Source organism: Enterobacter sp. RHBSTW-01064 (assembly GCF_014103035.1).
Lineage (GTDB): Bacteria > Pseudomonadota > Gammaproteobacteria > Enterobacterales > Enterobacteriaceae > Enterobacter > Enterobacter mori.
Window position 1 is genome coordinate 1 of sequence record NZ_JABXOU010000019.1, and the last position, 1,643, is coordinate 1,643.

Genomic DNA, 1,643 nt, shown 5'->3' on the forward strand with positions numbered 1-1,643 from the left:
TGAAGAACTTCTGAATGTACTTTTGAGTGCATTAAGAAGTTTTGCTCTTTAAAAATCTGGATCAAGCTGAAAATTGAAACGACACACATGTTATGTGTGTTCGAGTCTCTCAAATTTTCGCAATTTGATGATGAATCGAAAGAAACATCTTCGGGTTGTGAGGTTAAGCGACTAAGCGTACACGGTGGATGCCCTGGCAGTCAGAGGCGATGAAGGACGTGCTAATCTGCGAAAAGCGCCGGCGAGGTGATATGAACCTTTGACCCGGCGATGTCCGAATGGGGAAACCCAGTGTGTTCCGACACACTATCGTTAACTGAATACATAGGTTAACGAGGCGAACCGGGGGAACTGAAACATCTAAGTACCCCGAGGAAAAGAAATCAACCGAGATTCCCCCAGTAGCGGCGAGCGAACGGGGAGCAGCCCAGAGTCTGAATCAGCTTGTGTGTTAGTGGAAGCGTCTGGAAAGTCGCACGGTACAGGGTGATAGTCCCGTACACGAAAGCACACTTGCTGTGAACTCGAAGAGTAGGGCGGGACACGTGGTATCCTGTCTGAATATGGGGGGACCATCCTCCAAGGCTAAATACTCCTGACTGACCGATAGTGAACCAGTACCGTGAGGGAAAGGCGAAAAGAACCCCGGCGAGGGGAGTGAAAAAGAACCTGAAACCGTGTACGTACAAGCAGTGGGAGCCTACTTGTTAGGTGACTGCGTACCTTTTGTATAATGGGTCAGCGACTTATATTCTGTAGCAAGGTTAACCGTATAGGGGAGCCGAAGGGAAACCGAGTCTTAACTGGGCGTTAAGTTGCAGGGTATAGACCCGAAACCCGGTGATCTAGCCATGGGCAGGTTGAAGGTTGGGTAACACTAACTGGAGGACCGAACCGACTAATGTTGAAAAATTAGCGGATGACTTGTGGCTGGGGGTGAAAGGCCAATCAAACCGGGAGATAGCTGGTTCTCCCCGAAAGCTATTTAGGTAGCGCCTCGTGAACTCATCTTCGGGGGTAGAGCACTGTTTCGGCTAGGGGGCCATCCCGGCTTACCAACCCGATGCAAACTACGAATACCGAAGAATGTTATCACGGGAGACACACGGCGGGTGCTAACGTCCGTCGTGAAGAGGGAAACAACCCAGACCGCCAGCTAAGGTCCCAAAGTCATGGTTAAGTGGGAAACGATGTGGGAAGGCACAGACAGCCAGGATGTTGGCTTAGAAGCAGCCATCATTTAAAGAAAGCGTAATAGCTCACTGGTCGAGTCGGCCTGCGCGGAAGATGTAACGGGGCTAAACCATGCACCGAAGCTGCGGCAGCGACGCTTATGCGTTGTTGGGTAGGGGAGCGTTCTGTAAGCCGTTGAAGGTGGCCTGTGAGGGTTGCTGGAGGTATCAGAAGTGCGAATGCTGACATAAGTAACGATAATGCGGGTGAAAAGCCCGCACGCCGGAAGACCAAGGGTTCCTGTCCAACGTTAATCGGGGCAGGGTGAGTCGACCCCTAAGGCGAGGCCGAAAGGCGTAGTCGATGGGAAACAGGTTAATATTCCTGTACTTGGTGTTACTGCGAAGGGGGGACGGAGAAGGCTATGTTAGCCGGGCGACGGTTGTCCCGGTTTAAGCATGTAGGCGGGA

General features: G+C 51.7%; 1 rRNA gene. It reads left to right on the top strand.

What is annotated here, in order from left to right:
- Window positions 1–161: 161 nt before the first annotated feature.
- A 23S ribosomal RNA gene (locus HV355_RS23940) occupies window positions 162–1,643 on the top strand; the annotation flags it as partial.